The sequence below is a fragment of the Actinoplanes auranticolor genome, assembly GCF_018332655.1.
Taxonomy (GTDB): Bacteria; Actinomycetota; Actinomycetes; order Mycobacteriales; family Micromonosporaceae; genus Actinoplanes; species Actinoplanes auranticolor.
The window spans coordinates 24,697-49,545 of sequence record NZ_BOQL01000027.1; the positions used below are offsets into that span (position 1 = coordinate 24,697).

General features: G+C 72.1%; 26 protein-coding genes, 1 pseudogene and 1 riboswitch. Of the genes and pseudogenes, 17 read left to right on the plus strand and 10 right to left on the minus strand.

What is annotated here, in order from left to right; translation table 11 throughout:
- The first annotated feature begins 15 nt into the window (after positions 1 to 15).
- From Aau02nite_RS17860 to Aau02nite_RS17870, 3 genes are read left to right on the plus strand one after another with little or no spacing between them, the layout of a single operon-like run.
- The gene (locus Aau02nite_RS17860) at positions 16 to 543 is read left to right on the plus strand and encodes a SigE family RNA polymerase sigma factor (protein ID WP_212989587.1); all 528 of its coding nucleotides are present in this window, start codon (positions 16 to 18) and stop codon (positions 541 to 543) included.
- A 1-nt stretch (position 544) separates the two neighbouring features.
- Positions 545 to 1,666 (plus strand): hypothetical protein, encoded by a 1,122-nt coding sequence (locus Aau02nite_RS17865; protein ID WP_212989588.1) that lies wholly within the window; start codon positions 545 to 547, stop codon positions 1,664 to 1,666.
- A 25-nt stretch (positions 1,667 to 1,691) separates the two neighbouring features.
- Entirely contained in the window at positions 1,692 to 2,327 is a 636-nt protein-coding gene (locus Aau02nite_RS17870; RefSeq protein WP_212989589.1) for a UbiX family flavin prenyltransferase, read from the plus strand.
- Here Aau02nite_RS17870 and Aau02nite_RS17875 read toward each other — a convergent pair.
- Positions 2,300 to 2,575 carry a BldC family transcriptional regulator gene (locus tag Aau02nite_RS17875; RefSeq protein ID WP_203773073.1) on the minus strand — a complete coding sequence of 92 codons (276 nt, stop codon included), beginning with the start codon at positions 2,573 to 2,575 and terminating at the stop codon, positions 2,300 to 2,302. The two genes, Aau02nite_RS17870 and Aau02nite_RS17875, sit on opposite strands and share 28 nt — an antisense overlap.
- A gap of 221 nt (positions 2,576 to 2,796) precedes the next feature.
- On the opposite strand from Aau02nite_RS17875, the gene Aau02nite_RS17880 reads away from it, so the two are divergent.
- The 3 genes from Aau02nite_RS17880 (at position 2,797) to Aau02nite_RS17890 (ending at position 6,011) form a co-directional block, all read left to right on the plus strand.
- Positions 2,797 to 3,258 carry an Lrp/AsnC family transcriptional regulator gene (locus Aau02nite_RS17880; RefSeq protein WP_212989590.1) on the plus strand — a complete coding sequence of 154 codons (462 nt, stop codon included), beginning with the start codon at positions 2,797 to 2,799 and terminating at the stop codon, positions 3,256 to 3,258.
- Positions 3,259 to 3,261: 3 nt separating this feature from the next.
- Positions 3,262 to 4,356 carry an L-cysteine desulfhydrase Cds1 gene (gene cds1, locus Aau02nite_RS17885; protein WP_212989591.1) on the plus strand — a complete coding sequence of 365 codons (1,095 nt, stop codon included), beginning with the start codon at positions 3,262 to 3,264 and terminating at the stop codon, positions 4,354 to 4,356.
- Between the two features lie 74 nt (positions 4,357 to 4,430).
- Positions 4,431 to 6,011: a hypothetical protein gene (locus Aau02nite_RS17890; RefSeq protein WP_212989592.1), complete on the plus strand. Its 1,581-nt coding sequence runs from the start codon at positions 4,431 to 4,433 to the stop codon at positions 6,009 to 6,011.
- A gap of 9 nt (positions 6,012 to 6,020) precedes the next feature.
- On the opposite strand, the gene Aau02nite_RS17895 is transcribed toward Aau02nite_RS17890, so the two are convergent.
- From Aau02nite_RS17895 to Aau02nite_RS17905, 3 genes are all read right to left on the minus strand, one after another.
- Positions 6,021 to 6,644, minus strand: coding sequence for a putative glycolipid-binding domain-containing protein (locus Aau02nite_RS17895; RefSeq protein ID WP_212989593.1), 624 nt, complete (start codon positions 6,642 to 6,644; stop codon positions 6,021 to 6,023).
- A 96-nt stretch (positions 6,645 to 6,740) separates the two neighbouring features.
- Entirely contained in the window at positions 6,741 to 8,531 is a 1,791-nt protein-coding gene (locus Aau02nite_RS17900; RefSeq protein ID WP_246595235.1) for a DEAD/DEAH box helicase, read from the minus strand.
- A 239-nt stretch (positions 8,532 to 8,770) separates the two neighbouring features.
- A complete protein-coding gene (locus tag Aau02nite_RS17905; RefSeq protein WP_212989595.1) occupies positions 8,771 to 10,168 on the minus strand; it encodes a hypothetical protein in 1,398 nt (465 codons plus the stop codon).
- A 37-nt stretch (positions 10,169 to 10,205) separates the two neighbouring features.
- On the opposite strand from Aau02nite_RS17905, the gene Aau02nite_RS17910 reads away from it, so the two are divergent.
- A complete protein-coding gene (locus Aau02nite_RS17910) occupies positions 10,206 to 11,213 on the plus strand; it encodes a hypothetical protein (protein ID WP_212989596.1) in 1,008 nt (335 codons plus the stop codon).
- 28 nt (positions 11,214 to 11,241) lie between these two features.
- Here the strand turns inward: Aau02nite_RS17910 and Aau02nite_RS17915 are convergent, their stop codons facing one another.
- Positions 11,242 to 12,852 carry a C40 family peptidase gene (locus tag Aau02nite_RS17915; protein WP_246595236.1) on the minus strand — a complete coding sequence of 537 codons (1,611 nt, stop codon included), beginning with the start codon at positions 12,850 to 12,852 and terminating at the stop codon, positions 11,242 to 11,244.
- 284 nt (positions 12,853 to 13,136) lie between these two features.
- On the opposite strand from Aau02nite_RS17915, the gene mqnE reads away from it, so the two are divergent.
- The 10 genes and pseudogenes from mqnE (at position 13,137) to Aau02nite_RS17965 (ending at position 21,399) form a co-directional block, all read left to right on the plus strand.
- Positions 13,137 to 14,306, plus strand: coding sequence for an aminofutalosine synthase MqnE (mqnE, locus tag Aau02nite_RS17920; protein ID WP_212989647.1), 1,170 nt, complete (start codon positions 13,137 to 13,139; stop codon positions 14,304 to 14,306).
- A 35-nt stretch (positions 14,307 to 14,341) separates the two neighbouring features.
- A complete protein-coding gene (locus Aau02nite_RS17925) occupies positions 14,342 to 14,770 on the plus strand; it encodes a hypothetical protein (protein ID WP_212989598.1) in 429 nt (142 codons plus the stop codon).
- A gap of 11 nt (positions 14,771 to 14,781) precedes the next feature.
- Entirely contained in the window at positions 14,782 to 15,123 is a 342-nt protein-coding gene (locus Aau02nite_RS17930) for a DUF4229 domain-containing protein (RefSeq protein WP_246595237.1), read from the plus strand.
- A gap of 188 nt (positions 15,124 to 15,311) precedes the next feature.
- A pseudogene (locus tag Aau02nite_RS17935) lies at positions 15,312 to 16,610 on the plus strand (M14 family metallopeptidase); the annotation flags it as partial.
- A 59-nt stretch (positions 16,611 to 16,669) separates the two neighbouring features.
- Positions 16,670 to 17,236, plus strand: a complete 567-nt coding sequence (locus Aau02nite_RS17940; RefSeq protein WP_212989600.1) for a TetR/AcrR family transcriptional regulator — start codon at positions 16,670 to 16,672, stop codon at positions 17,234 to 17,236.
- Between the two features lie 23 nt (positions 17,237 to 17,259).
- Complete coding sequence (locus Aau02nite_RS17945) at positions 17,260 to 17,580, plus strand: PadR family transcriptional regulator (RefSeq protein ID WP_212989601.1); 321 nt, start codon at positions 17,260 to 17,262, stop codon at positions 17,578 to 17,580.
- Positions 17,580 to 18,266, plus strand: coding sequence for a signal peptidase I (gene lepB, locus Aau02nite_RS17950; RefSeq protein ID WP_212989602.1), 687 nt, complete (start codon positions 17,580 to 17,582; stop codon positions 18,264 to 18,266). Before Aau02nite_RS17945 ends, lepB begins: the two co-directional genes overlap by 1 nt.
- A 227-nt stretch (positions 18,267 to 18,493) precedes the next feature.
- Positions 18,494 to 18,560: riboswitch (cobalamin riboswitch) on the plus strand.
- 111 nt (positions 18,561 to 18,671) lie between these two features.
- Positions 18,672 to 19,589 (plus strand): ABC transporter substrate-binding protein, encoded by a 918-nt coding sequence (locus Aau02nite_RS17955; RefSeq protein WP_212989603.1) that lies wholly within the window; start codon positions 18,672 to 18,674, stop codon positions 19,587 to 19,589.
- Positions 19,586 to 20,638, plus strand: a complete 1,053-nt coding sequence (locus Aau02nite_RS17960) for a FecCD family ABC transporter permease (protein WP_212989604.1) — start codon at positions 19,586 to 19,588, stop codon at positions 20,636 to 20,638. The genes Aau02nite_RS17955 and Aau02nite_RS17960 overlap by 4 nt, the downstream gene beginning before the upstream one ends.
- Positions 20,635 to 21,399: an ABC transporter ATP-binding protein gene (locus Aau02nite_RS17965; RefSeq protein WP_212989605.1), complete on the plus strand. Its 765-nt coding sequence runs from the start codon at positions 20,635 to 20,637 to the stop codon at positions 21,397 to 21,399. The genes Aau02nite_RS17960 and Aau02nite_RS17965 overlap by 4 nt, the downstream gene beginning before the upstream one ends.
- Here the strand turns inward: Aau02nite_RS17965 and Aau02nite_RS17970 are convergent.
- The 5 genes from Aau02nite_RS17970 to Aau02nite_RS17990 form a co-directional block, all read right to left on the minus strand.
- Positions 21,396 to 22,160 (minus strand): VOC family protein, encoded by a 765-nt coding sequence (locus tag Aau02nite_RS17970; RefSeq protein ID WP_212989606.1) that lies wholly within the window; start codon positions 22,158 to 22,160, stop codon positions 21,396 to 21,398. The genes Aau02nite_RS17965 and Aau02nite_RS17970 overlap by 4 nt on opposite strands.
- Positions 22,161 to 22,240: 80 nt before the next feature.
- A complete protein-coding gene (locus Aau02nite_RS17975; RefSeq protein ID WP_212989607.1) occupies positions 22,241 to 22,981 on the minus strand; it encodes an ABC transporter permease in 741 nt (246 codons plus the stop codon).
- Between the two features lie 12 nt (positions 22,982 to 22,993).
- Positions 22,994 to 23,860 (minus strand): ABC transporter ATP-binding protein, encoded by an 867-nt coding sequence (locus tag Aau02nite_RS17980; protein WP_212989608.1) that lies wholly within the window; start codon positions 23,858 to 23,860, stop codon positions 22,994 to 22,996.
- A complete protein-coding gene (locus Aau02nite_RS17985; protein ID WP_212989609.1) occupies positions 23,857 to 24,183 on the minus strand; it encodes a winged helix-turn-helix domain-containing protein in 327 nt (108 codons plus the stop codon). Before Aau02nite_RS17985 ends, Aau02nite_RS17980 begins: the two co-directional genes overlap by 4 nt.
- Positions 24,180 to 24,815: a transporter gene (locus tag Aau02nite_RS17990; RefSeq protein WP_212989610.1), complete on the minus strand. Its 636-nt coding sequence runs from the start codon at positions 24,813 to 24,815 to the stop codon at positions 24,180 to 24,182. The genes Aau02nite_RS17985 and Aau02nite_RS17990 overlap by 4 nt, the downstream gene beginning before the upstream one ends.
- Positions 24,816 to 24,849: the final 34 nt, after the last annotated feature.

Genomic DNA, 24,849 nt, shown 5'->3' on the forward strand with positions numbered 1-24,849 from the left:
TTCCGTCTATTAGCTGTGAGTGACAGAGACAGGGAGTTCAGCGCCTTCGTAGCCGCGCAGATGGAGCCGCTGCGCGGGCTGGCCTATCTCACTTGCGGCGATTGGCAGGCGGCCGAGGACGCGGTTCTCATCGCGCTGGCAAAGCTGTATGTGAAGTGGCGGCGCATCGACAACCCGGGCGCGTACGCGCGCACCGCCGTGGTCCGGGCGGCGATCGACGAGACCCGGCGCCCGTGGTGGCGGCGGGAGCGTGCGCAGAGCAATGCCATGCCCGACCGGCCCGACCTGCGTGACGACACGAACGCGGTCGACGACCGGCTGCGGATCCGTGACGCCCTGCAGAAAATCCCCGCACGGCTGCGTGCCGTGCTGACTCTGCGCTACCTGGAGGGTCTGAGCATCCAGGAGACCGCCGAGGCCCTGGGGTGCCCAGAAGGAACCGTCAAGAGCTACACCTCGCGGGGCCTGGAAGCCCTGCGCACCGCCATGGGCGCCGAGGTGTTCGTCAGTAGGGAGAATTACCGTGCCGCACGAGCTGTCTGACATGTTGCAGGAAGCCAAGTCGGATGCCCCGCCCCCGCGCTACAGCGTGCAGGACGCGCTGACCGCCGGACGCAAGCGGCAGCAGCGGCGCCGGGCGCTGTGGGCCGGCACCGGATCGGCCGCCGTCGTGCTCGCCGTGGCCGGGGCGGTCGCCGTGCCGCAGCTGTTGCCCGAAGGTAACAACAGGTCCGCGACGGTGAACGCCGGAGCGGCCGCCACGAACACCGAGAAGTCGGCCAAGGCGCCGTTCGCCTACCCGTCCACCGGGTTCTCCGGCACGTTCGCGGAGTACACCGTGGGGGACCTCACCGTCGACGGCACCGTGCTGGTGACCCCGGGCTACCAGGTCGCCTCGATCACGGCGCCGGGCAAGGGCCAGGCGTACGAGGACAAGAACGGCGGGCGGTACTACGCCCCGAACGTCATCGGACACGTGGTGACGTACGCCAAGGGTGTCTTCGACCCGGCCAAGGCCCAGAAGGACCCCAAGGCGGGCGCCGGCTGGTTCCACGAGGGTGAGAAGAAGGAGGCGATCAAGCCCGGCGTCCCGGCGCCGTACGCCGATTCCACCTACACCTGGGAGTACGCCGACGACGCCTGGGCGCAGGTCATCGTGCAGGGCCGGCTCAAGTACCCCGCGACGAAGCTGGCGTCGATCGCCGAGGGCCTCACCGGAGCAGCGGAGAAGCCGGTCAAGGTCGGCATCAAGCTGGGTTACGTGCCCGCGGGCTTCGCACTGGGCTCGGCCGGGACGACGTCGGACCACCTCGAGTCCACGTTCGCCGGCACGTCCTTCCTGCGCCTGATCAAGGGCGACTTCCCGTACGAGAACCTCACCGGCACCGTCGGTGACCCGTTCGTCGTGCAGGACACCCAGCTGCCGATCCTCTCCCTGCAGGTCTACCCGGCGAAGGAGCAGAAGTACAACGCGCCCGGGAACGAGCCGTACTGCCCGCAGGAGGGCCTCTGTTACCGCTACACCGCCGACAAGAAGTTCTTCGTCGAGCTCAACGGGGGCGGTTTCATCGGCAACACCGAGATGATCAAGATGCTCAACAGCGTGGAATTCGCCGACCTGACCGACGAGTCGACCTGGTTCCCGGCCACCGAGGCCGTCAGCTGATCATCGCCTGGGGCATGCTGGAAGCATGCGCACCCCGTGGATCGTCGGTGTCTCCGGAGCTTCCGGCACGCCCTACGCGAAGGCCGTCCTGAACGGGCTCCTCGACGCCGGCGAAGCCGTTGACCTGGTCGTCTCCAAGGCGGCCAGGTTGACGCTGCTCGACGAGACCGGTGCGACCGTACGGGACGCGCACTACAAGGACGACGTGCGGCAGTGGCTCGGCCGGGATCTCGGCGACCTGACCTACTGGGCCGCCGGGGACCTGGCCGCCGGACCGAGCAGCGGCTCGTACCCGGCCAAGGGGATGGCGGTCGTGCCGGCCAGCACGGCCGCCTGTGCCGGCATCGCGATCGGGCTGTCCAAGGACCTGCTCCAGCGGGCCGCCGAGGTGAACCTCAAGGAGCGCCGCCGGACGGTGGTCGTGCCCCGCGAGACGCCGGTGACCCGCAGCCACCTGGAGCACCTGATCGCCCTGCACGACGCCGGGGCGGTGGTCCTGCCGGCCAGCCCCGGCTTCTACGGCTCCGGCGCGGAGGCGACCGCCGGACAGCTGGTCGACTTCGTGGCCGGCAAGGTGCTGGACGCTCTGGGCGTACCCCATCAGCTCTTCACGCGATGGGCGGGAGAGCTGAATCAGCGCAGTCCGTTGGGCGGGCCGTAGCTCTGCCCCGGATTGGCCGGCCCGCCGTTGCGCGGGCGGTTGGCGGCGTCGTCCTCGCGCATCTCCTCGACCACGCCGTCGCCCTCGAGCAGCGCGCGCACCTCGGACTCGCGGAACCGGCGGTGGCCACCCGGAGTACGGATGCTGCCGATACGTCCGGCGGCTGCCCAGCGCGTGACCGTCTTCGGGTCCACCCGGAACAGCGCGGCCACCTCCCCGGGCGTCAGCAGTCGATCTCCTGTGTCCACGGCCCTCTCCTCGCGTCGTGTTGGAGCGCCGTTGGTCACAGTGAGTGTCGGCGTGCTCGATCGGGACGTAGTGCCATTAGAGCATCGCCAAAAACAGCAAGTCGCTGAAATGCGGAAAAAGCCCCGATTGCGACGTTGACCATTATCCTTGCTGCGTCCGGTGGTCCGAGCCCGCTACCGGGCGTGAGGTACCAGGACGGGTCGCACTAACCTCTGAAGCCATGGACGCCATCGACCTGCGCCTGATCGACCTGTTGCGGGACAACGCCCGCTCCTCGTACGCCGAGCTCGCCCGGCAGGTGGGGCTCTCCGCGCCCGCGGTGCACGAGCGGGTGGGCAAGCTGGAGGCCGCCGGCACGATCCGGGCGTACCGCGCCGAGGTCGAGCACGAGGCGATCGGGCTGGGCGTCACCGCCCTGATCGGCATCGTCGAGGACTCCGGCGCCGACACCGACGACGTGCTGTCCGCGCTGCGGGTGATGCCGGAGATCGAGTCCTGCTACTTCATGGCGGGCGTGGAGTCGTACCAGCTCACCGTGCGGGTGGGCACGATCGCCGAGCTGGAACAGCTGATCGTGCGCATCAACCGGACCCGCGGCGTAGCGTCGACCCGGACGGCCATCGCGCTCTCCACGAAGTGGGAGAACCGCCCCCAGCCCGGCCTCGACCCGACGGCAGGGTGAGCCATGGACCAGCACGACCGCTGTGACGACACCGCCCGTGAGTGGGCCTGCGAGGCGATCGGGCTGGTGGAGGCGGACGCGAACCGCTCGGCCGACACCCACCTGCTGCCGTTCCCGCTGCCCCGCTCCTGGGGCATCGACCTCTATCTCAAGGACGAGTCGTCGCACCCCACCGGCTCGCTCAAGCACCGGCTGGCCCGCTCCCTGTTCCTGTACGCCCTCTGCAACGGCTGGATCGGCCCGCACACCCCGGTCGTCGAGGCCTCCTCCGGCTCGACCGCGGTCAGCGAGGCGTACTTCGCCCGGATGCTCGGGCTCGAGTTCATCGCCGTGATGCCGGCGAGCACCTCGCCCGAGAAGATCTCGCTGATCGAGTTCCAGGGCGGCAAGTGTCACCTCGTCACCGACCCGACGGCCGTCGTCGCGGCGGCCCGTACGCTCGCGGCCGAGCTCGGCGGACACTTCATGGACCAGTTCACCCACGCCGAGCGGGCCACCGACTGGCGTGGCAACAACAACATCGCAGAATCCATCTATCTCCAGCTCGACCGGGAGCGGCATCCCGTACCGGCGTGGATCGTGGTCGGCGCCGGCACCGGCGGCACCAGCGCGACCATCGGTCGGTACGCCCGCTACCGCCGGCTCGCCACCAAGCTGTGCGTGGTCGACCCGGAGGGCTCGGCGTTCTGGCCGGCCTACGTCTCCGGCGACTGGACGGCGACCACCGGCCGCGGCTCGCGGATCGAGGGCATCGGGCGTCCCCGGGTGGAGGCGTCCTTCCAGCCGGCGGTGGTCGACCGGATGGTGCAGGTGCCGGACGCGGCCTCGCTGGCGGCGATGCGGGCCGGCTCGGCGGTGCTCGGGCGCCGGGTGGGCGGCTCCACGGGTACGAACCTGTGCGGCGCGTTCGGCCTGATCGCGGAGATGCGGGCGGCGGGGCAGAAGGGCTCGGTGGTCACCCTGATCTGCGACGGCGGCGAGCGGTACGCCGACACGTACTACTCGGACGCATGGGTCGCGAGCCAGGGCATCGTTCTCGAACCACACCTGGCGGCGATTGACACGTTCCTGGCCACGGGCGTCTGGGAATCTGGCTGAATCGGGGGCAGCGCCGCGCCGGTGGACCTGGGAGGATCTGGGTCCTGTGACGGGTTTCGGGTTCGAGGAGCGCAGTGCACGACGCCGAGGAAGTCCCCGCCGCACCGTCACCTCCGGCCGCGCCGCCGATCCCGTCCCAGCGCGCTGCGCCGCCCGGCCCGTGGTCCTCGCCGCCGGCCGGCTTCTCACCGGTCCCGCCGCCTTCCTGGCCGGCCCCGCCCGGTCCGGCCATCCCCGGCCAGCGGACACCGCTGGCCAGTGAGTTCTTCCCCTCGACCCACCCGCTCACGCAGCCGCCGAACGTCGGCGACCTGCCGCCGCACGGCCCCGCCCCGCTGCCCTACCCCGCGCCGCCGGCACGCCGCCGGGGCCGCGGACTGCTGATCGGCGCCGCCCTGGCGCTCACCGCGGCGCTGGCCGTCGGCGCCGGTGTCGTCTACGTCAACCAGGCACCGCTGTCGCTCAACGAGCGGGCCGCAGCGGCCGGCCCCGAGCCCACGGCGGCCCGGACCCCGCTGACGCCCGCCGAGGCCGCCGTCGCGGCGCTCAAGGCCCAGGCGGCTGCCCTGCTGGCCGGCGACGAGAAGGGCTGGCTGGCCGCCGTCGACCCCGGCCAGGCCAAGCTCCGCGCGCGGTACCGCTCGATGTTCCGCTCGCTGCGCGGGCTGGGCGTCAGCCACTTCGTCTATGAGACCGCCGTCGACCCGGTGGACCCGAAGCGCGGCACGATCGGCGTGACGGCCGAGGTGGCGTACTGCTTCAGCACCGACAAGTGCCCGCAGGAGAAGTACAACGTCTCCGACGGCCCGCCGACCATCAGCCAGCTGCTGACCTTCAAGAAGGTCGGCGGGAAGTACGTGATCGCCAAGGTGGCGGCGAAGAAGAGCCGCAGCCGCCAGCAGCCCACCCCGTGGGAGTCCGGCTACCTCGACTTCCTCGCCGGCAAGCGGGTCACCGTCATCGGCAACCGCACCGAGCGCAAGTACTTCAAGCAGGTGCTCGCCGCCGCCGAGAAGGCCGCGGTCTACAACGACCGCTTCGCCGGCCTGGTCGGCAACCCGCAGCGCCGGTACCGCGTCTACGTCGCCGGCCCCAAGCAGTGGAAGACCTGGTACGGCGGCATCACCGACAAGTGGGTGATCGGGTACGCGATCCCGCTCAGCGACTCGGGCAGCGACGTGGTGCTCAACATCTCGGCCGTCCGTACGGACAGCGACGTGCTCGCCACCACGCTGCAGCACGAACTGGGCCACGTCGTGACGCTCGGTGGTGCGTACCGGACCGGCGGCAGCGACGACATGTGGCTCGAGGAGGGCGTCGCCGAGTACATCGGCTGGTATCCGGGATCGGCCACCGACAGCTGGCGCCGCTCGGCCGTCCGATCCCTGCTCGCCGGCAGCAAACGCCCGAAGTCGATCGCCGCCAAGGCCCCCGGGGAGAACGCCAGCCCCGACGCCAGCGACGCCTTCTACGGCTTCGGCCACTTCACGGCCGACTGCCTCGCCCGCAAGTACGGCCAGGGCGCGCTCTTCACCTTCGTCCGGCTCTACCTGCGGGAGAACCGCGACCTCGACCCGGCGTCGCGCGAGGCGTTCGGCAAGCCGTTCACGACCGTGGACAAGACCTGCATGGCCTGGATCCGCGACAGGGTCTAGCGAGCCCGTCTAGCGGACCCGCTGGGCCAGCCCGGGATAGTCGAGCACGAAGCCCTCGTCGTCCACGGCCAGGTCCGCGCTGAAGGTCTCGTTGGCGAAGCGCACCCGCCCGTCGCCCAGCGCCGTGTAGATCTGGTCCGCCTGCACGATCTCCAGGCTCGGCAGCAGCACCCAGGCGACACTGATCCGGTGGGCCACCCCCGCCTCGGCCTTGAGCAGGCCCAGCCGGCGGATCGGCAACGTGTTGGTCAGGGGCGACCCGGTCAGGTCGACGTCGAAGGCCCCGAACAGCAGATCGGGGTCCTCGGTGCCGGGCAGGCCGGCCCCGGCGTGCCCCGAGGCGGTCAGCGCCGCGTCCAGATCACCGCGCTCGGCGGTGGAGGTGCGCCAGCGCCCGTCCTCCGACTCCAGGCGCAGGCTACGGCTCCAGCCCGCCCCCTCGGTGCTCAGCTCGAGCGCGGTGGTGACCCAGTCCGGGCCGGTCCGCAGCTCGTACCGTGCGGTGTAGGCGATCGGGTCGACGGCCACGGCGGTGCCCCGGGCGTGCAGCCCGGCATGCGTGTCGACCAGTGCGTGCTCGGCACCGGACGTGTCGCTTCGACCCCAGAACAGAGAACCCGGCAGAACGGCCATGGCTGTCGACTACCCGTTCCCGGCCCCGGGCGAACCCTCCCGACAGAAGAAGGCCCCGGCGCTCAGAGCGCCGGGGCCTTCGTCACGTGCGATGGATCAGTGGGTGTGCGCCGGGCGGCCGGTCGAGAAGCGGCCGTTGCCGGTCTCCCGCCGGTCGTTGCGAGCGGGCTCGCGACGGAAGCCGGCCGGGCGCTCGCCCAGGTTGCGCGCCGTCCGCTCGCCGAAGCCGCGCTGGCGGTCGGCGAAGGACGCACGGTCACCGGTCGGGCGGTCGCCGCCGGTGGCAGGACGGTCGGCGTAGGAACGGTCGCCCGCAGGACGGTCGCCGTACGTGCGCTGCTCGCCGCCACGCGGCCGGTCACCGAAGCTGCGGTCGCCGCCGCCGCCGCCGCTGCCGCCGCTGAAGCTGCCCCGCGGGCGGTCACCGAACGAACGGTCCCCACCGGTGCGCGGCCGGTCGCCGTAGCTACTGCCACCGCGGGAACGGTCGCCGTAGCTGCTGCCACCACGCTGCGGCCGGTCACCGAAGCGCCGCGGGCGGTCGCCCCGCTCACGCGGCTCGGGCTCGATCTTCACCGGTACACCACTGGGCTCACGGGCCCCGGTGACCGAGGCGAGCTGCTCGTCGCCGAGGCGGACCCGCAGCTCGGACGGCGTGACGCCGGCCTTCAGCATCATCGACGCCGTGGTGCGGCGCTGCTTGGGCAGCACCAGCGTCACGACCGCGCCGGACTCGCCGGCGCGCGCGGTGCGACCCGCGCGGTGCAGGTAGTCCTTCGGGTCCTTCGGCGGGTCCACGTGCATGACCAGCGAGATGCCGTCGACGTGGATGCCGCGCGCCGCGACGTCCGTGGCGACCAGCACGTTCGTCCGGCCTTCCTTGAACTCGGCCAGCGTGCGGGTGCGGACCCGCTGGGTCTTGCCGCCGTGCAGCGCACCGGCGCGCACACCGACCGCCGCGAGCTGGTCGACCAGCCGGTCGACGCCCATCTGGGTGCGGGCGAAGACGATGGTCTTGCCGGCCCGGTTGGCGATCGACGCCGTGATCGGGAACTTGTCGTGCGGCGGGATCAGGAGCATGTGGTGCTCCATCGTGGAGACGCTGGCCTCCGCCGGGTTGGTGGAGTGCGTCACCGGGTCGTGCATGAACCGCTTGACCAGCGCGTCGACGTCACCGTCGAGCGTCGCCGAGAAGAGCAGCCGCTGCGCGTCGGCCGGGGTCTTGGACAGCAGCTCGGTGACCTCGGGCAGGAAGCCCATGTCGGCCATCTGGTCGGCCTCGTCCAGGACGGTGACCTCGACGGCGTCGAGCCGGCACGCGCCCCGCTCGATCAGGTCGCCGAGGCGGCCCGGGGTCGCGACGATGACCTCGACGCCACGCCGCAGCGCGTCCATCTGGCGGTCGTACGGCACGCCGCCGACAGCGGTCTTGAGAAAGACACCGACCGAGCGGCCGAGCGGGGTGAGCGCGTCGGCCACCTGCATGGCCAGCTCGCGGGTCGGCACCAGGATCAGGGCCTTGGGCTGGTGCGGCAGCGCGCGACCGCTCTTGGCCACCCGGGCCAGCAGCGGCAGGCCGAACGCCAGCGTCTTGCCGGAGCCGGTCTGACCGCGGCCGAGCACGTCCCGGCCCGCGAGGGCGTCGGGCATGGTCGCGGCCTGGATCTCGAACGGGGTGGTGATGCCCTCGCGGCTCAGCACCCGGACGAGCTCGGCGGGGATGCCCAGCTCGGCGAAGGTCGGCACGGCGGGGGTGATGATCTGCTCCACCTCGGCCTCAGGGGTGACCTGGATGGCCTCGGGAGCGTCGGTGCTGGTGGTGCCGCCGGACTCGGCGAGAACTTCTGCAACGGACGGGAACGTGCTGGGATCAGCGAAAGTGGTCAAGAGAACCTCTCTACGGGGGCGCATGCTCGCGTATGGCCCGCCGCGGCTACCAACAGCCGGCCGCTGAAATGACCGCAAGAACGCCCGTGGCGTGCTCGTTGAGGGCACGCCAGGTTAATTACTTCCATCAGTGTACGGGTCAACGTCCTGGACACTGCCCGCATTCCGCGCCGGTAGTGGGCAGACTCACCCTTCGGCGCAACCTCGCCAGCTTAGGGCCATCTGCCGCCACCGACAACTCAATCCTTGAAAACGCCACCGATCATGTCGCTGAAGGCGTCCCCGACGGTGAAGAGGAAAAGCACGCTCACACCCACCAGCACGAGCAGCACGATGAGCATCGCCACGGCCACCTTGACGTTGCTGCGCCGCTGGTTGTCGGGCGCGTCCCGCCAGCCCTGGGCCAGGATGTGGCCGGTCAGCGAACCGGAGTTCTCCACCGCGTTGATACTCACCGGCATCGTCATGTCGGCCGGCGCGTAGTCCGCCAGACCGCCGTAGACGGTGCCCTGCCCGCGCTGCTGCGGCACGGCGGTGGGCTGTCCGGATCCCGACGCGGCGGAACCCGAGCCGTACGTCACCGGGCTGCTCACCGGAGCGGCCGGTCCGCCGAACGGCTGCCGGGACCCGCCTGATGCGCCTACCCCGTAGGAGGTCGAGCCGTTGCCGGTGGGTGCCGGGCTGCCGTACTGCCCGGAGGGGGCGGCGGCCGGCATCGTGTACGCCGGGAGAGCGCCGGGTGCCGGGGAGCCGCCGGCGTTGGAGATCATCGGCGGTCCGGGGAACGGTGCCGGCGCAGGGCCGGGCACGGGCGACGGACCGGGGCCGGGCGGCACGGGTGACGGGCCGGGGCCGGGCGGCACGGGTGACGGGCCGGGACCGGGCGGGATCGGGCTGGGACCGGGGCCCGGTGGGATGGGATTCGGGCCGGGACCCGGCGGTACGGGGCCGGGTGGCGTCGGACTGGGTGCCGGGCCCGGGGCCGGACTCGGCGGGGCCGGGCTCGGGGTGGGGGCCGGGCTCGGGGCAGGAGTCGGGTGCGGGGTCGGCAGGGGCGCGGGCTCGGGCCGGGTGGGCTCGGGTTTGGCCGGTGCGGGCTTGGCCGGGTCGGGGGTCGACGGTTCCGGCAGCTCGGGGTCCGGGCCGGCCGGATCGGCGTCGGGCTCGTCCGAGCCGGGGGTTGCGCTCTGCGGCGTGCTGGTCGGCTTGTTACCGGCGGTGGGGCTCGTCGCGGCCCGGTGGGGGCGGTCGCCGACGTTCATCCAGCTGACCGCGCCGGCCTTCTCCGCGCCGTTCTTGTCCCCGCCGGCCTTCTCTGCGCCGGCGTGGTCGCTTCCGGGCTTCTCGCTGCCGGCTTTGTCGCCGCCGGTCCCAGGAGTGGCGGTCCGATCGGAGGCGGCGCTACCAGTGTCCGACTTGAGAGCGGTGCCGGGCTTGTCGGCCGTGTCCGACTGGGTGGCGTTGCTCGGCTTCGCCGGCGTGCCTGAGTTCTCGGGGGCGTCGGTGCTCGGCTTGTCGGCGGTGCGGCCGTAGATCTTGGCTTGGCCGCTGGGCCAGGTCATGGCCCGGGCGCCGGCCGGGTCGATGGCGCCGGGCACGGTGGCGCGTGCCGCGTTGGCGCTCGGGGCCGCCGACACAGGTCGGGTTGCGCCGCCGAGACCGCTGGCGGAGCTCGTGGGCACGGCGGCAGAGCCGCCCGCCGCGGCCGCGGAGCCGCTCGAGCCGGGCGCGAGCGAGGGGCCAGCCGAGCTGCTCGGCGTGGCGGGAGAGCTACCCGAGCTGCTCGGCGCGGCCGGAGAGCTACCCGAGCTGCTCGGCGCGGCGGCCGTGCCGGTCGAACTGCCGGAACCAAAGACCGAACCAGCCGGGCTCGCCGCGCGCGCGGCGGGAGATTCGGGGCCACCCGCGCTTCCCGAGGCGGAGCCGCTCACGGTGCCGGGGGCGGAAGTCGAGCCGCCCGACGGGCCAGAGGCGGAGCCGCTCACGGTGCCGGGGGCGGAAGTCGAGCCGCCCGACGGGCCAGAAGCGGAGCCGCTCACGGTGCCGGGGGCGGAAGTCGAGCCGCCCGACGGGCCAGAGGCGGAGCCGCTCACGGGGCCGGAGGCGGAAGTCGAGCCGCCCGACGGGCCAGAGGCGGAGCCGCTCACGGTGCCGGGGGCGGAAGCCGAGCCGCCCGACGGGCCGGAGACAGGAGCCGAGCCGGAAACAGAGGCACGCCCGCTGGTCGAGCCACTGACCGGAACCGCACTGATCGGAGCCGAGCCGACGGAGGCCGAGCCCACGGGGGCCGAACCGGCGGAGGGCGAGCCGGCCGGGGTCGAGCTGACCGGGGCGGATGCCGACGCGCGGGCGCTCGGCGCAGTGCCCGAAGAGGCCGGCTTCGCCGCGTCACTGCCCGACGCCGGAGCCCACAGCGCGCCCGGTGCCGGCGGCGGGGGCAACGCGTACCCCTGGTCGCTCTTCGGCCCGGCGCTGCTCGCGGGCGGCCGCGCAGCGGGCGGCGTCCTGCCGTCGCTGTCCGGTTTCGCCTGCTGCTCGTCCATGGGTCCTCCCGATCGCCGTCACCCGCGGGTCGACGCCACGTGCCGGACGCCGGGCAGACCGATGTGCCGGGCGCTTGGTAACTACCGTGCCACATCAGCGCTCATGAGCGCACCCGGCGTCGGCCGGTCACCCGCGTGAAGATCATGACGGGTGGGGCCGGAGTGCGCTAGGAGCCGGCCGACTTCGAGCCGGCCTCGGACGGGGTCGAGGCCGCGCTGGACTTGGTCTGCGAGCTGGTCGCCGAGGGCTTGTCGTCCTTGGTCGGCGAGGGCTTGTCGTCCTTGGTCGGCGAGTTGCCCGCCGAGCCTTGCGGTGTGCTCGGCTTGTCGTCCGCCGGGTTCTTGGTGGCCGGCGCGGCCGTGGCGGCCGGTGGTGCCGTCGTGGCCGGTGCTGTCGTGGCCGGTGCTGTCGTGGCCGGCGCCGTCGTGGTCGGGGTGGCCTCCGGGGTCGTCGGCTTGGGCGACACCGTGGTGGGCTTGGGCGCCGGGGTCGTGGGCTTGGGCGACGGCGTGGTCGGCTTGGGCGACGGGGTCGTGGGCCTGGGCGACGGTGTGTTGGGCCTGGTGTTGTGGTCGCTCGGCTTCTCCGGGTCCGGCGAGCCGAGGTTCGGACCCTGCACGGTGCCCTCGATCGAGCCGTAGATGCGGGTCGCGCTGAAGAGCCGGGTCCAGCGGACCGGGACCAGGCGCACGTTCAGCCCGGTGCGGGGCGCCTCGACCATCATGCCGTTGCCGGCGTACATCGCGACGTGGTGGATCTGCTGCCAGCTGCTCGACGAGCTGAAGAACAGCAGGTCGCCCGGGAGCAGCGAGTAGCGGTCGACGACCCGCTCGCGGGTCTGGAAGTACTGGTCGCGGGACACCCGGGTCAGCTTGAAGTCACCCGCGCCCGGGGAGCGGTAGGCCGCCCACATCAGGCCCGAGCAGTCGTACTCGTCCGGGCCTTCCTCGGACCAGACGTACGGGTCGCCGCGCTGGGCCAGGGCGAAGCGCAGCGCCGCGATGGCCCGCGGGTCGGCGCCGCGGCCGGCGTTCTCGCCCGCCAGGTAGCCGGCGCCGGCCCGGGCGTCCTGGGCCGCCTGGGCGCTGTCGGCCGCGGCGATCGCCGCGGCGTTGTCCTGCTCGAGCTTCTGCTGGGCGGCCGACTTCTTGTCGACGCTCTTCTGCAGCTTGTCCCGGTCGGCGGTGAGGGTGGTGAGCCGGGCCTGGGCCGCCTGCTGCTCGGCGAGCGCGGCGTCGTAGGTGCTCTGGGCGATGGTGAGCTGGCGGGCGGCGGCCTGCTGGGTCGCGGAGTCGCCGCGGTTGATCCGGGCGAGCGAGTCGAGGTCCGACAGGCCGGAGCGCAGGGAGCCGGGCGGCAGGGCGGCCGCGTCCCGGACCGCCGAGGCCGCCGCACTGGCCACCTCGGTGCGGGCCTGGGAGATCGCGGTGGAGGACTGGGTGACCTTCTGGTCCGCGGCGGTGATCTGCTGGGTGACGAGGTCGACCTCGCCCTTGGCCTTGGTGAGCTGCTCGCCGAGGGCCGCGAGCTCGGTCCGGCCCTTCTCGATCTTGGCCATGACCGGCGACAGGGCCACGCCGGGCGTCGTGATCGGGGCCGTCGTGGTGGGCGTCGAGGCGACCTGCTGGCCGGGCAGCACGAGCGAGCCCTGGGCCAGGGGCCGGGAGCCGGCGTCGGGGACAGCGGGTGCCGGGGGCGCGGCCGGCGGGGCGGCGGAGGCGGGCAGCGGATTGAACAGGGCGGCGATGGCGGCGGCAGTGGCAGCGGAGTACGCCAACGGGCGCCACCATGGGCGTATCCGCAGCGTTCGTCCGCTTTCGTCCTGCCGGCTCATCGACATGCGCTCCCCGTCCGCGGTCGTCGCCCACCACCGCTTGGCGTCCCTGTAATGGTCTTACCCCAATTAGTGCACCGGTGTCGATTGATTGGACATGACAGGACGCTGTGAATCGTGAACCCGACGTGATCCGCACCGCCCCGCGGCCGCCGGGCGGCGATCCGCCGGAGTCAGGACGTACGCTCGACCACGAGTGAAGGTGAAGGGGGCGGGACATGCCGCAGATGGACGTCGGGCTGAAGCGCGAGCTGGAGGCCAAGGTCTACGCGGGCGAGCGGCTGACGCGCGAGGACGGCGTCGCGCTGTACGAGTCCGACGATCTCGCCTGGCTCGGCCGGCTGGCGCACCACAAGCGCACCGAGCTGAACGGCGACCGGGTGATGTTCAACGTCAACCGGCACCTCAACCTCACCAACGTCTGCTCCGCCAGCTGTGCCTACTGCTCCTTCCAGCGCAAGCCGGGCGAGAAGGACGCGTACACGATGCGCATCGACGAGGCCGTGCGCAAGGCCAAGGAGATGGAGGGCGAGGGGCTCACCGAGCTGCACATCGTCAACGGCCTGCACCCCACGCTGCCCTGGCGGTACTACCCCAAGGTGCTGCGCGAGCTGAAGGCGGCGCTGCCCGGCGTCAAGCTCAAGTGCTTCACGGCGACCGAGGTGCAGTGGTTCGAGAAGATCAGCGGCCTGCCCGCCAGTGAGATCCTCGACGAGCTGATGGACGCCGGCCTGGAGTCGCTCACCGGTGGCGGTGCGGAGATCTTCGACTGGGAGGTCCGCCAGCACATCGTCGACCACAACTGCCACTGGGAGGACTGGTCGCGGATCCACCGGCTGGCGCACTCCAAGGGCATGAAGACCCCGGCCACCATGCTGTACGGCCACATCGAGGAGCCGCGGCACCGGGTCGACCACGTCATGCGCCTGCGTGAGCTGCAGGACGAGACCGGTGGTTTCGCCGTCTTCATCCCGCTGCGCTACCAGCACGACTTCGTCGACTCGGCGGACGGCAAGATCCGTAACCGGATCCAGTCCCGCACCACGATGGCGGCGCCGGCCGAGTCGCTGCGCACCTTCGCGGTGTCCCGGCTGATGTTCGACAACGTGCCGCACCTGAAGAACTTCTGGGTCATGCACGGCCTGTCGGTGGCCCAGCTGTCGCTGAACTTCGGCGCCGACGACCTGGACGGCTCGGTGGTGGAGTACAAGATCACCCACGATGCCGACTCGTACGGCACACCGACCACGATGCACCGTGACGACCTGCTGAACATCATCTGGGACGCGGGTTTCCAGCCGGTCGAGCGCAACACCCGGTACGAGATCGTGCGCGAGTACGACAAGCCGGTGACGCTGGCCGAGCGCCGCAGCGAGCCGCAGCAGGTCTGGGCGTAGGGGCGGGAACCTCCCGGCGTACCCTCGTTGTTGTCATGGCCGAAATAGAGAGTGAGCGCCGCCCGCGTCGCGACGCCGACGGACGCCTGGTGACCGTCGGTGATCTCGTGGGTGTCGCCCTCGCCGGCTGGGTCACCGGGATCGTCGTGCTGCTCCTGTTCGAGGGCGTCATGTCGCTGGCCCGGGCCTTCGACTTCGGCTCCTCCAGCGGCTGGCTCGCGCTGATCCTGCCGGTGTGGCTGTTCACCGAGGAGTTCCGCGCGGCCGGCTACGGGGCGTACCGGATCGTGGTGGCGGCCCTCGCGGCCGGCTTCGGCATCGCGGTCGGCATGACCCTCGCCGGCCTGGCCGCCGCGTCCTTCCCGCCGCTGGTCAGCGGGGCGGTGGGGGCCCTCGGCCTGACGGTCGTCTACTGCCTGGTCTGGTTCTACGGCCTGCGGTGGCTCAGCCACCGCGCGGGCTGACAGGAGTCGTCATGAGTCCCGCCGTCAAGTACACGCTCGGCCGCCTGGGCCTGTTCGTGGTCGTCTTCGCGCTGCTCCTGCCGGTCCCGCTGGCCTTCCTGGTCAAGGCGATGATCGCGCTGCTCGCGTCGGCCGCGTTCTCCTACTTCCTGCTGGCCAAGTGGCGCAACGAGATGGCCGAGCAGCTCGGCACGGTGGCCGAGCGCCGCCAGGCGGAGAAGGCCCGGCTGCGCGCAGCCCTGGCCGGCGACGAGGCGGCGGCCGCGGCCGGCGACCGCGCGACGCCCGGCCCGGCATCCTCCACTGCGGAGGCCCAGGACGCCGCCGCGGCCAAGGGCGACAAGGCTTCCTGACCCGAGGCCGGCGATTTCCGCAGATCGGGCACCCTGCGGCCGGGGTGCGCGACATCGATGCGGTCATCATGTCGACGTAGGGGGCACATTGGCATGGTCTCGCGGGGCGCGGTTCCATTGCCAAAAGTCGATGCCGGGTGGTGCAGTGACGGGGCCCGACCCCCTCTGACACCCCCCGGAGGTCGTTCATGAGACGACGACGCGTCACCGGCCTGGTCGCCGCTGTCACAGCCGGCCTGGCCCTGATCGCCGCTTCCCCCGCCATCGCGCCGGCCGCCACCGCGGTGCCGCGGGCGGCGGACACCGCGGCCCCGTACGAGGTGTACGACGTGCGCACGCTGGCCCAGCGCAACGCCATCGCGAGCACCGGCGCGGCGATCGACGGCCTGGAGCACTCGATCGCCGAGATCACCGCGACCGGTCGCGAGGTCAAGGCGCTGCGGGCGCTCGGCTTCACGGTCAAGCCCGCCGCCGCCGAGGCGCCCGGCAGTGACGTGTCCACCTTCGACTTCCCCTCCCGCGACGCGGCGTACCACAACTACGCCGAGATGGTCGCCGAGGTCAACGCCATCGCGGCGCGGTACCCGGCCATCGCCAGCAAGCGGGTGCTGGGCAGGACCTACGAGGGCCGCGACATCGTGGCGGTCAAGATCTCCGACAACGTCGGCACCGACGAGGCCGAGCCCGAGGTGCTCTACGACGCCAACCACCACGCCCGCGAGCACATGACCGTGGAGATGGCGATCTACCTGCTGCACCTGTACGCGGACAATTACGCGAGCGACACCCGGATCCGCAACGTGGTGAACAGCCGCGAGATCTGGATCATCCCGTCGGTGAACCCGGACGGCGCGGAGTACGACGTCGCCACCGGCAGCTACCGCTCGTGGCGCAAGAACCGCCAGCCCAACACCGGTTCCTCGTACGTCGGCACGGACCTGAACCGCAACTACGGCTACCGGTGGGGCTGCTGCGGCGGCTCGTCGGGCAGCACCTCCTCGGACACGTACCGCGGACCGTCGGCGTTCTCGGCACCGGAGACCCGGGTGATCCGCGACTTCGTCAACAGCCGGGTCGTCGGCGGCGTGCAGCAGATCAAGGCCGCGATCGACTTCCACTCGTACTCGGAGCTGGTGCTGTGGCCGTTCGGGCACACCACCGCGAACACCGGCACGGGGATGAGCGCGGACCAGCAGAACACGTTCGCGACGCTGGGCCGGCAGATGGCGACGACCAACGGGTACACCCCGCAGCAGTCGAGTGATCTCTACATCACCGACGGGGACTCGCTGGACTGGCTCTGGGGTACGCACAAGATCTTCGCGTACACCTTCGAGCTGTACCCGCGGAGCTCGTCGGCCGGCGGCTTCTACCCGCCCGCCAGCGTGATCACCCGGGAGACCACCCGGAACCGGGAGGCCGCCCTGCTGCTCGCCGAGGCGGCGGACTGCCCGTACAAGGTGATCGGCAAGCAGTCCACGTACTGCTGACCGGTTGCGCGGCGTAGCTACCTGTCATAGCTTTAGGGCTATGATAGGTAGTTTTCATGCCTAGGGCCGGGCTCTCCGCGGCCGCGGTGGTCGAGGTGGCGCTGACCCTGATCGACGAGAAGGGTCCGGAGGCGCTGAGCCTCGCCGCCGTCGCCGACCGGGCCGGGGTCGCGGCACCCTCGCTCTACAAACACATCGGCAGCCTCGCCGACCTGCGGGAGCTCATGGCCCTGCGGGTCCTGCGCGAGACGACCGCCGTGTTCACCTCGGTGGTGATCGGCCGCAGCCGTGACGATGCCGTGGCGGCGCTGATGCGCGCCTTCCGGGCCTACGTCGTGGAGCACCCCGGCCGGTACGCGCTGGTCCCGCTCGACCCCATGCGCCGCGACGACCTGGCCGGCGCGGCGCGGGAACTGCTCGACGTCTTCTTCGCGGTGCTGCGCGGCTACGGCCTCGACGAGTCGGCGGCCACCCACGCCACCCGCCGGATCCGGGTCGCCGCGCACGGCTTCGCGGTCATCGAGGCGGGTGGCGGATTCGGTCTGGCCGAGGACGTCGACACCACGTTCGAGCAGGTCATCGCCATGGTGCTGGCCAGCCTGCGGCAGGGGTCGACGGAGTAAGTCGAGTTATGTAGAGTTTCGGCATGCCGAGACCTCCCCATGCCTCGCCGCAGACGCTGCGGCTCTTCGAGGCGCTGCTCGCCGAGCCGGCCCGCTGGCGCTACGGCTACGACCTGAGCCGCGAGACCGGGCTGGCGTCCGGCACCCTCTACCCGATCCTGATGCGGCTCTCCACCCAGCAGCTGCTCGACACCGGCTGGGAGGCCTCCGACGAGCCCGGCCGCCCACCGCGGCACACCTACCGGCTGACCGCGGACGGCCTCGTCCTGGCGCGGGAGCGACTGGCGGCCGCGGCGAGCAGGAAGCCGGGCCCGGCGGCGGCGTTCGTCCCGGGGAAGGCGTGATGCGCCGGGTGGCCCGGGCGGTCCTGGTCGCGGCGGTACGGGGGCGCCGCGCCCGGGGCGGTCCGTGGGGTGAGGCGGCGCTGGCCGAATTCGACCAGACGACCGGCGGCTGGGAGGCGGTGCGCTGGGCCGCCGGCGGCCTGCGCGCGGTCTGGCACGAGCGCCGGGCGAGGACCAGGACCCTGCCGCGAGGGGTACGCCTGCAGCGCGCGGCGGTCGTCGCGGTCCTGCTGATGGTCCCCGTGGCAGTCGTCATGAACCAGTTCGTGCTCACCCCCAGGTACATGCCGAGCGGCTCGATGGAACCGACGCTGCGGGTCCAGGACCGCTTCGTGGTCGACAAGGTGGGCTTCCGCCTGACCGGCATCCGGCACGGCGACATCGTCGAGTTCGACAGCCCGCGGGAGCCGGGCACACTCATGCTCAAGCGGGTGATCGGCCTGCCGGGCGACACCATCGAATGCCGGACCGGCCGGGTCTACCGCGACGGCACCGCCCTCGACGAGCCCTACGTGGACAGCGTCGCCAGCACGAACGACTGCGGCGCACCGGTCACGGTCCCGGACGGTGAGCTCTTCGTACTGGGTGATCACCGGCTGTTCTCCCAGGACTCCCGTCAGCTGGGCACGATCCCGCAGGACGCCGTGGACGGCCGCCTCCTGGCCCGGATCTGGCCGCTGGGCTGACGCCTCGCCGGGGTTCCGGGGAGCACGGACCTGGCAGGGTGCGGGCATCCGGTCATGAGCCGCCAGGCGAATGGATGCCCGCGCCCGGTGTCGGCGGGAGCGACGGTTAGCACCATGCACGGACCGTCGCCAAGAGCTTCCGTACTTGATCTGGGTCTCTTCGTGTCCGCGGGCGGGTCGAACCGGTGGCGCCTGGGCTAGTTTCGACAGGACCGCGTCGCAGCGAAGCCGGTGGGATTCCGGCGCTGTCCCGCAACTGTGAGCCCTCGCCCGTGCGGCGCGGGTGAAGCCAGGTCGCCTGGGCGCCGGTCGCGATTCAGCGCTCCCGGGGAGGGGCGCCTCGCGGACCGGGCCTGTTCCTCCGGTCGGCGAAGCACCGCAGCCTCGGCCGACAGGAGGACCAGGATGAAACGGGTTTTGACGGCCGCGATCGCGGTCACCGCACTGCTGCTCGGCGGGTGCGGCGGTGGTGCCGAGGACGAGGGCAGGCCGGCGGCGGCGGATGCTTCGTTCCCCGTGACGGTCGGTTCGGTGACCTTGACCGAACGCCCCGACCGGATCGTCTCGCTCGCCCCGACCGCGACGGAGATGCTCTTCGCGATCGGGGCCGGCCCCCAGGTGGTGGCCGTCGACGACCAGTCGACCTATCCACCCGAGGCGCCCCGCACCGACCTGTCCGGCTTCAAGCCGAACGCCGAGGCGATCGCCGGGCGTGATCCCGACCTGGTGGTCATCTCCGACGACCTCGAGAAGATCGCCGACCAGCTGGGCAAGCTCAAGATCCCGGTGCTGCTCGCCCCGGCCGCCAAGGTGATCGACGACTCCTACCGGCAGATCGACCAGCTCGGCGCGCTGACCGGCCACCGGGACGAGTCGGCCGCGCTGGTGACACGGATGCGGACCGAGATCGACAAGATCGTCAGGGGCGTGCCGCCCCGCACGGAACCGCTCAGCTACTACTACGAGATCGACGAGACGCTCTACTCCGCGACGTCCAAGACCTTCATCGGCTCGCTGCTCGCCCCGTTCGGGCTCACCAACATCGCGGACGCCGCCGATCCCGACGGCAGCAAGAACGGCTATCCCCAGCTCTCCCCGGAGGCCCTCGTCGCCGCCGACCCCGACCTGATCTTCCTGGCCGACACCAAGTGCTGCCGCCAGTCCGCGGCGACGGTGAAGCAACGCAAGGGCTGGTCACAGATCACCGCGGTGCGCCAGGACCGGATCGTGGCCCTGGACGACGACATCGCCTCCCGGTGGGGACCGCGGGTGGTCGACCTCGTCCGGGCGGTCGCCGATGCGGTGGCCAGGGTCCCCGCGTGATCCGAGCGCCGCGGCCGGCCGGCCTGCGGCCCGGCTGGCTGGCCGGCGGCGTGTTCGCGGTGCTGGTGGCGCTGGTCGCGGGGGTGGCCTTCGGGCCGGTCGCACTGCCGCCGGCCGGGGTCGCGGCCGCGCTGCTCGACCTGATTCCGGGGGTACGGATCCACAGCGGCCTGAGCCCGCGGGAGACGGCGATCGTCACCGAGCTCCGCCTGCCCCGCGTCGTGCTGGGCCTGCTCGTCGGCGCGATGCTGGCCCTGGCCGGCGCCGCGTACCAGGGTGTCTTCCGCAACCCGCTGGCCGATCCGCACCTGCTCGGGGTCGCGGCCGGGGCGGGACTGGGGGTGACGGCGGTCATCGCGTTCCGGCCGGCGACCGGTGACGCCACCGCGGAGCTGCCGATCGGGGTGCCGCTCGCCGCGTTCCTGGGAGCCATCGCCGCCGTCGCTCTGACCTGGGTACTCGGCGGGGCGGGCGGCCGGTCCCGGACTCCGGCCACGCTGATCCTCGCCGGCGTCGCCGTGTCCGCGTTCCTGGCGGCGGCCCAGACGTTCCTGCTGCAGCGGCACATCGAGTCGCTGCGCGAGGTCTACTCGTGGCTGCTCGGCCGGCTGGCCACCGCGGGCTGGCACGACGTGCTGCTGGTGCTGCCGTACGCGGCGATCACCGCCGTGATCGTGCTGTCCCAGCGTCGCGAGCTGGACGTGCTGACGGTCGGCGACGAGGAGGCGACCAGCCTCGGCCTGCACCCGCAGCGCAGCCGCTACCTGCTGATAGCGGCCGCCTCGCTGGGCACGGCGGCCGCGGTGTCGGTGTCGGGGCTGATCGGTTTCGTCGGCATCATCGTGCCGCACACCCTGCGGTTGCTGGCCGGCCCGAGCCACCGGTCGATCCTGCCGCTGTCGGTGCTGTTCGGCGGCGCGTTCCTGGCCCTGACCGATCTGCTCGCGCGGACGGTGGCCAGCCCGGCGGAGATCCCGATCGGCGTGGTGACCGCCTTCCTGGGCGCACCGTTCTTCGCGCTGGTGCTGCGCCGCGGCGGGGTCTCATGATCAGCGCGCGGGGGTTGCGGGTCCGGCTGGGCGGCTCGGTCATCGTCGACGGGGTCGATCTGGACGTCGCCGCGGGGGAGTGGGTCACGATCATCGGCCCCAACGGCGCGGGCAAGTCCACGGTGCTGCGGGCGGTCGGCGGGCTGCTGCCGTTCAGTGGCTCGGTCGGCCTGGACGGCACCCCGCTGGACCGGCTGCCCCGGCGCGTACGGGCCCGGACCGTGGCCACCGTGGCGCAGGCCCCCGTGGTGCCGCCGGGAATGCTGGTCCTGGACTACGTGCTGCTCGGCCGTACGCCCTACATCCCCGCGCTGGGCCGGGAGTCGGCGTCCGACCTGGCCGCCGTCGAGGAAGTGCTGGCTGCGCTCGACCTGGTCCGGCTCCGCTCCCGGCGGCTCGACACGCTCTCCGGCGGCGAACGGCAGCGGGTCTTCCTGGCCCGCGCCCTGGCCCAGGGCGGCCGTATCCTGCTGCTGGACGAGCCGACCAGCGCCCTGGACATCGGTCACCAGCAGGAAGTGCTCGACCTGATCGACCGGCTCCGCGGCGAACGCGGCCTCACGGTGCTGGCCACGATGCACGACCTGTCGATCGCCGGCGAGTACGCGGACCGGATGGTGCTGCTGGCCGGCGGCCGGGTGGTGGCGGCCGGCACCGCCTGGGAGGTGCTGACCGAGGAGCTGCTGGCCCGGCACTACCGGGTGCGCGTCAAGGTCATCGACGGCGGCCGGGGACCGCTGGTCGTGCCGGTCCGGGGTTAGCCGCCGACGCCCTGCAGGATGGAGAACGTGCCGCCCTGCGGGTCGTCCAGCACCGCGTACCGGCCGATCGGCAGGGTGGTCGGCGGGTGCACGATCCGGCCGCCGAGCGACTGCGCGTACGCGGCCGAGTCGTCACAGTCCGTGACCGCGAAGTAGATCATCCAATGTGGCGGCAGGTCGTCGGGCCACCGGTCGCCGTCCATCACCTGCATGCCCGCGATCTGCCGGCCCTCGTGCTCCCACACGATGTAGTCCATACCGCTGACCGAGCTCTCCCGCGCCACCCAGCCGAAGACCGAGCCGTAGAACGCGGCCGAGCCCTCCACGTCCCGGGTGGTCAGCTCGTTCCAGGTCAGCGCGCCGGGCACGTCGAAGATGTCGGCACCGCGCATCGTGCCCGCCTGCCAGACGCTGAACGGCGCACCGGCCTGGTCCAGGAACGCGGCCATCCGGCCCTGGTACATGACGTCGAAGGGCGCCACCAGCACCTTGCCGCCGGCCGCCTCGACCCGGGCCGCGATCTCGTCCGCGTCCTCGGTGGCCACGTACGTGCTCCAGGCGGTGGGCTGGCCCTCGCCGTACAGCGGGCCGGCGCCGGCGGTGGCCCGGCCGTCGAGCCGGAAGGTGGTGTAGCCGCCGTACTCCTCGCCCGACACCTCGGCCTCCCAGCCGAACAGCGAGGTGTAGAACCGGATCGCGTCCGCGAGGTCGGCGGTACCCAGGTCCACCCAGCTCGGTACACCGGGGGTCGGTGGGTTCATGCCTGCTCCTCGGGGTTACGGCGGACGACAGATCGATCGTTACACCGCGATGCGAGGTACGGGGCCGCTCAGTCGGAAGTTCAACTGAACCGCCGACCTTCGTCGCGTCGATAGGCCCATACAGCCACCCCAGCCAGGGTGGCCGTCCAGGTGATCAAGGCAGCTGTCGATGTCCACTGCACCGGGAAGTCACCGACGGCCGCCCACATCAGCCTGACCGCGGCCCCGGTGGGCAGGTACGGAGCGATCGTCTCCACGAAGCCGGGCGCACTGCCCGGCGCGGTCATCAGGCCACCGCCGAACGCCAGCGGGAAGAACAGCACCTGGGCCAACACGATCGCGGCCTTGGCCGGCAGCGAGTACCCGATGGCCAGGCCCATCAGCGTGAACGGCACCGCACTCACTGCGACCACGGCCACCGCGGCCAGGAAGCCGCCGAGCGTGATGGTCGCCTCGGTCGCTACCGCGGCGATCACCACGACCGGCACCAGCGAGGCGCCCATCAGCACCAGCCCGGCCAGGATGCGCCCGGCGAAGCGCGGCGCGGCGCCGACCGGCAGGGTCCGCGAGTACGGGTCCCAGGGCTGGGCCCGGTCCTCCGCGACGCCGATCCCGTACTGGAAGAGATTGCTGGTCATGACCACGAAGGTGACCATCGACGCGGTCGCGTAGGTGGCGTAGACCGGATCGTCGCCGACGAACGGCACCACGAAGAAGATCATCGAGGCGGCCGGGAAGAACGCGCTGCCGATGAGCGCCATCGGGATCCGGAACGTCTCGATGAGCTGGAAACGGGCATGGGTCAGGGCGAGGGATGTCATCCGTACCTCCGGTCAGGCCGAGGTGAGGGTGAGGAACGCTTCTTCCAGCGACGTGGGGCGTACCTCCAGCTCCGTGAACGGGACGTCGCGGGCGACGAGATCGCGGACCAGCCGGTCGGCGTCGCCGGTGAGCAGGTGGGTCCGGTCGCCGTCGCGTTCGGTGCCGACCACCCCGGGAAGATCCGGCACGGGTACGGGCACAGTCAGGCTGACCCGGCGGATGGCGACGAGGCCGCGTACCGCCGCGACGGTGTCGTCGGCCAGTACCCGGCCGCCCCCGATCACCACCACCCGCCGGGCCAGGGCCTCGATCTCCTCCAGGTAGTGACTGGTCAGCACGACCGTGCCGCCGTCCGCGTGGAACGCCCGGATGCCGTCCCACAGGCTGTGCCGGGCCTCCACGTCCAACCCGGTGGTCGGCTCGTCGAGGAACACGATCCGGGGCCGGCCCACGAAGGCCAGCGCCACCGCGACCCGGCGTTTCTGCCCGCCGGACAGGCCGCCGGTCTGCCGCTTGGCCAGCTCGGTCAGCCCGAAGCGATCGAGCAGCTCGGCCCGGCCCAGCGGGTCGGGGAAGTGCGCGCGGACGAAGTCGACGACCTCGCCGACCCGCAGCGCGCCGGGCAGCCCGGTCTCCTGCGGGGTCACGCCCAGCGCCCGTCGGCTCGCCGGGTCACGCGGATCGCCGCCGCACAGCTCGACGGTGCCCGAGCTGGGCCGGCGCACCCCGGTGAGCAGGCTGACCAGCGTGCTCTTGCCGGCGCCGTTGGGCCCGAGCAGGCCGACCAGCTCACCGGTCCGGACGTCGAGGTTGAGCCGGTCGAGGGCGAGCACGTCGCCGTAGCGGCGGGTGGCGTCGAGGGCGCGGGCCAGCATCATGATTCCTCCGGCGGTTCGGCGGTGCCGTTGAGCAGGGCGTGCAGTGCGGCGGTGTAGTCCTCGAAGGCCACCCGGCCGCGCCCGGTGAGCCGGACCAGCGTCGCCGGGGTGCGGCCCTGATGGGTCTTGACGACCTCGACGTAGCCCGCGTCCTCGAGCTTGCGCAGGTGCACCGAGAGGTTGCCCGCGGTCATCCGCAGGATGTCCTGCAGCCGGGGGAAGGCGATCCGGTCACCCGGGCCCAGCGGGGAGAGGGCCGCGACGACCCGCAACCGGGCCTGGGCGTGGATCACCGGGTCGAGCTCGGGCAGGCCGCCGGTCATCGGGCCATCCGCAGCCAGGACACCAGGCCGGCGACGAGCATCCCGCCGCCACCGAGCACCGCGACGATCAGCGCGTGCCAGCCCGCTCCGATGATGATGCCGGCGACGTTGACGACGCTGATCGACAGACCGAGGACGAACAGGGACCGGTCGTTCCAGATGGCACCGCCGGCCATGTGCAGGGCGCCGGTGAGGGCGACCATCGCGCCCGCCCAGAGCAGGTTGGCCTCCGGCACGGGCAGCAGGTCACTGATCCGGCTGAACAGGGTGGCCATGCCGATGAAGGCGACGGACCAGGTGAAGCCGTACATGGCGCCCTGCCGGGAGGACGGGCCGCTGACCTGGCGGGCGGCCCGGGCGCCGACGATGCCGGTGATGACGCCGGCCACGATCATCGAGCCGAGCAGGACGGTGAGCGGCACCCAGTCCGGCATGTCGACCAGGACGCGCTCGTCGGGGCCGAAGCGCAGGAAGAAGACGCCGAAGCCGATCAGCCAGGCCAGACCCCACGGCCAGAGCAGCAGGCGCGGATCCGGGGTGAGCCGGCGGGTGGTGGTGGCCTGCTCCCGGGCGATCAGCCGGAGCGACTCGGCCGGGTCCAGCGGGGGGAGTTCGTCATCTCTGGCTTCCATGCAAAGAACTTTACCGCACAAAGTCAAAGAACTT